Here is a 4,448-nt window from a genome sequence, read left to right as displayed (position 1 = left end):
TCGGAGAAGCACTCTTCGATGATGGCCAGACCTTTGTCTAGCAACTCATCGTCTGCAGTCAGCGGCACCAGAACGCGCAACACGTTACCGTAAGTGCCGCAGGACAGCAGGATCAAACCCTTGTCCCGCGCTTTAGCCACGACCTGAGCAACGGCCGCCGCGTTTGGCTTATGCGAATCACCGCCTTCGAACAGCTCCACGGCAATCATGGCGCCCAAGGCACGCACTTCGCCGATCACAGGGTGCTTGGCTTGAATTGCTTTCAGGCCCGTTACCAAGTGCTCGCCAACTGCTTTGCAACGGTCCAGCAAGTGTTCTTCTTCGAACACTTCCATCACCGCCAACGCCGCAGCGCAGGCAACCGGGCTACCGGCATAAGTGCCGCCCAGACCGCCCGGTGCAATGGCGTCCATGTATTCAGTTTTGCCGCAAACGCCTGCCAACGGGAAACCGCCAGCGATGGATTTGGCAAACGTAGTCAGGTCGGCAGTAACGCCCATTTGTTCCATGGCGAAGAACGTACCGGTACGCCCAGCGCCGGTTTGTACTTCGTCAGCGATCAGCAAGATGCCGTGCTTGTCGCACAAGGCACGCAGGCGAATCATGAATTCTTTAGGTGCGACATAGAAACCACCTTCGCCCTGAACCGGCTCAATGATGATCGCAGCGATGTCACGTGGCTCGGCGTCGTTCTTGAAAATGCGCTCGATGCTGGCGATAGAGTCGTCAACGCTCACGCCATGCAGCGCGCACGGGAACAGCGCGCGGAAAATGCCGCCTGGCATCAAGCCCATACCTGCCGAGTACGGCACAACTTTACCGGTCAGACCCAAGGTCATCATGGTGCGGCCATGGTATGCACCCGTGAACGCGATCACACCCGCACGGCCAGTGGCGGCGCGGGCGATTTTGATGGCGTTCTCTACGGCTTCAGAGCCTGTGGTAACCAGCAGGGTTTTCTTTTCGAAATCACCGGGTACGCGAGCGTTGATTTTTTCGCACAGCTCGACGTACGGCTCGTAAGCCAGCACCTGGAAACAGGTGTGAGTCAGCTTGGTCAGTTGTTCCTGTACGGCCGCGATGACTTTCGGGTGCAGGTGACCGGTATTCAGTACCGCGATACCACCAGCAAAGTCGATGAACTCGCGTCCTTCTACGTCGGTGACGGTGGCGTTTTTCGCCGAAGCAGCAAAAATCGGGTGGATCTGACCAACGCCGCGTGGAACAGCAGCATTGCGGCGTTGCATCAAGGATTCGTTAGTTTGGGACATGATTTCCTCATTCACCGCTCATCGGGCGGCGTGATTCAAGGATTAAGTAGCCGGCTGAAAGTGCAGCAGCATTCGATGATCGACTGCTGCACCTTCCCGATTACCAGTGACGTACGTGAAGCTACTGTGCTGACAGAATTAGATGCCCAGGCACAGGTATTTGATTTCCAGATAGTCTTCGATGCCGTACTTGGAGCCTTCACGGCCCAGGCCCGACGCCTTGATCCCGCCAAACGGCGCGACTTCGTTGGAGATCAGGCCGGTGTTGACGCCCACCATGCCGTATTCCAGCGCTTCGGAAACACGGAACACGCGGCTCAGGTCGCGAGCGTAAAAGTACGACGCCAGACCGAATTCCGTGTCATTGGCCATCGCGATCACTTCAGCTTCGTCTTTGAAGCGAAACAGTGGCGCGAGTGGACCGAAGGTTTCTTCTTTAGAGACTGCAGCATCCTTCGAGACGTTGACCAAAATCGTCGGCTCGAAGAAGTTGCCTTCCATGCTCTTGCCGCCGGTCAATAGGGTCGCGCCTTTGCTGATGGCATCGGCGATGTGTTCCTTGACCTTGGCCACAGCTTTTTCGTCGATCAGCGGGCCAGTCGTGGTGCCGTCTTCCAGACCGTTACCGATCTTCAACTTGCCCACCGCCACTTTCAGCTTTTCAGCGAACGCGTCGTATACCGAGTCCTGAATGTACAAACGGTTGGCACAAACGCAGGTTTGACCGTTGTTGCGGTACTTGGAAATGATTGCGCCTTCAACGGCTTTATCCAGGTCGGCGTCGTCGAACACAATGAACGGCGCGTTGCCGCCTAACTCCAAGGACACTTTCTTGATGTCCTTGGCGCATTCAGCCATCAACTGGCGACCGACTTCGGTAGAGCCTGTGAATGACAACTTACGCACGATCGGGTTGCTGGTCAGTTCGCCGCCGATGTCACCAGCGCTGCCGGTCACCACGCTGAACACACCTTTGGGGATGCCGGCACGGTGTGCCAGCTCAGCCAAGGCCAACGCAGAAAAAGGAGTTTGCGAAGCGGGCTTCAGGACCATGGTGCAACCGGCAGCCAAGGCCGGGCCCGCTTTACGAGTGATCATTGCCGCCGGGAAGTTCCACGGAGTAATTGCAGCGGTCACGCCGATCGGCTGCTTGATCACGATCAAACGCTTGTCTGGCTGGTGGCCCGGGATTACGTCGCCGTAGACGCGCTTGGCTTCTTCCGCGAACCATTCAATAAAGGAGGCTGCATAAACGATTTCGCCTTTGGCTTCGGCCAGCGGCTTACCCTGTTCAAGGGTCATCAGGCGAGCCAAGTCGTCCTGATTTTCAATCATCAATTCAAACCAGCGACGCAGTTTGTTCGAACGCTCTTTGGCGGTCAGTGCACGCCAGGCCGGCAGCGCCTTGTTAGCTGCCTCAATCGCGCGACGGGTTTCAGCAGCGCCCATCTTCGGCACAGTCCCAAGAATCTCATTGGTGGCCGGGTTGTTCACTTTGATCGTCTGACCATTGTCAGAGTCCAGCCAAACGCCATCGATAAAGGCTTGCTGGCGAAACAATTGGGTGTCTTTAAGCTGCATGTCGGCCTCCTAAACAGCACCGCGCAAGCGCGGAGCGAATTTTTTGATTGTTCAAAGGCGCCTATATAAAGGCTGCCGTCAGGAAATCATTCACCATACTCAGTACTCATCGCGCACTAACTGTAGACCGTGCGCTTCAGCATCCAGCCGAAAGCGTTTGAAATCTCAAACGAATCCTAGGGTCTGCTGGGGTAAAGGACAATAGCCTGTTCGAAAAAAAGAACGAAAACGGGAAAATGGCGATTAATTTCGGATAAGCGTGGCGTTCACATTCGGTAACGTGCGAAATCAACAACAGTGCTCGCCGGCATGGACGCCCGGCAGCCAGATGAGTATCATGGCGCCCGCATTGCACCAGTAGCTCAGCTGGATAGAGTACTGCCCTCCGAAGGCAGTGGTCGTGGGTTCGAATCCCGCCTGGTGCACCAAATGTGATTACAACAAAGCCTCAAGCAGAATGCTTGGGGCTTTTTTGTTTCTTGTTTCTTAAGTTCAGGTTTCGCTCAACGCTAAGCCTCTTACACAAGAACTGTCACTATAGACTGCACGACCAACGCTGATAGTGCAGGCGACAAGCTTTCCAAGCCGGCAGCAAACGCCAACAAAAAACGCCGCGCAGGCTGATTGCCAAACTATGGCAACCCCCCGCGCGGCGCTTTGTGTGCCGCTGACCTCCGTCAGATCAGACCGGTTTCTTCATCGTTGATCAGATGGCTCAAACCACCCAGCGCCTCCCGGGCCTGGGTCCGGTCGGTAAGCTTGGCCTGTGCGGCGATCGGCAAGTCGGTGACCCGAATCACGCCCTTGCTGGTCAGCACCTGGATCAAGTCATCAAGTACCCGGATCATGTCGAAGTCGGATTGCTTGAGGGCCTTGAGGCTGGTTTCGATCGCTTCGTTGGCGAACCAAGTCTGGATCTCGTGGTTATCCGCAGGCAAGGTGCCGGTGGCCTCGGCATAAGCTGCCGCTTCCACGCGCAATAACTGTCCGTATACATCGCGCTGAATGTAAAACATGGCTCACCTCGAATAGATACTGCTGACCAGCATAGGTGGTTCAGAGCGGACCGCAAAGGTGCTGCGACCGTTGCAACCCAGAGAGCCGACTCCCGCAGCAACCGCGCATGGCAGTCGCCGCGGGAATCGACCCGCAGATAAAGCTATCGGTGCCGACCCTCGCGAACGAGGGCCGATACCGGGTTTAGGAGTGGTGCTCGACCTTGATGGTCGGATCGGTACCGGCAACCAGCGACTTGATGGTGTCGTTGGACCAGCTGACGTTGTCGACGTGAATAGTCACATCTGCGGCGGTGGTCGCGATCTTGCCTGAGCTGTTGATGCTCAGGGTGGTGCCAGTGGCGTCCGTCGTCGCGGTCAGGTACTTGCCGATGGTGTCGACAGTGGCCGTCTGCAGCAGGTCACTGATGTCGAGTTTGTCGCCCTCAGTGGTGCTGAAGTCCTTGATCGTGTTGGTGCCGGTATCGCCTTTGAGCCACATGAAGGTGTCTGCACCGCTGTTGCCCCACATCGTGTTGATACCTGAACCTGGGAGCAGGATGTCATTCCCCGCGCCGCCCTGCAGGGTGTCGTTACCACC

At 56.5% G+C, this 4,448-nt stretch carries 4 protein-coding genes and 1 tRNA gene; 1 reads left to right on the top strand and 4 read right to left on the bottom strand.

All coding sequences use genetic code 11. The features are described from left to right. Window positions 1-1,271: 4-aminobutyrate--2-oxoglutarate transaminase (gabT, locus tag M0974_RS21390; protein ID WP_297841362.1), on the bottom strand; the 1,271-nt coding region annotated here is incomplete at its 3' end. Between the two features lie 138 nt (window positions 1,272-1,409). After that, window positions 1,410-2,852 (bottom strand): NADP-dependent succinate-semialdehyde dehydrogenase, encoded by a 1,443-nt coding sequence (gene gabD, locus M0974_RS21385; protein ID WP_297841359.1) that lies wholly within the window; start codon window positions 2,850-2,852, stop codon window positions 1,410-1,412. 351 nt (window positions 2,853-3,203) lie between these two features. Here gabD and M0974_RS21380 point away from each other — a divergent pair. After that, window positions 3,204-3,280, top strand: a tRNA-Arg gene (locus tag M0974_RS21380). Between the two features lie 249 nt (window positions 3,281-3,529). On the opposite strand, the gene M0974_RS21375 is transcribed toward M0974_RS21380, so the two are convergent. Then, window positions 3,530-3,868 (bottom strand): tryptophan synthase subunit beta, encoded by a 339-nt coding sequence (locus tag M0974_RS21375; protein WP_297841356.1) that lies wholly within the window; start codon window positions 3,866-3,868, stop codon window positions 3,530-3,532. A gap of 184 nt (window positions 3,869-4,052) precedes the next feature. Further along, window positions 4,053-4,448: type I secretion C-terminal target domain-containing protein (locus tag M0974_RS21370; protein WP_297841353.1), on the bottom strand; the 396-nt coding region annotated here is incomplete at its 5' end.

The sequence above is a fragment of the Pseudomonas sp. genome (genome assembly GCF_026224925.1).
Taxonomy (GTDB): domain Bacteria; phylum Pseudomonadota; class Gammaproteobacteria; order Pseudomonadales; family Pseudomonadaceae; genus Aquipseudomonas.
This window is presented reverse-complemented; position numbering and strand designations above follow the sequence as displayed.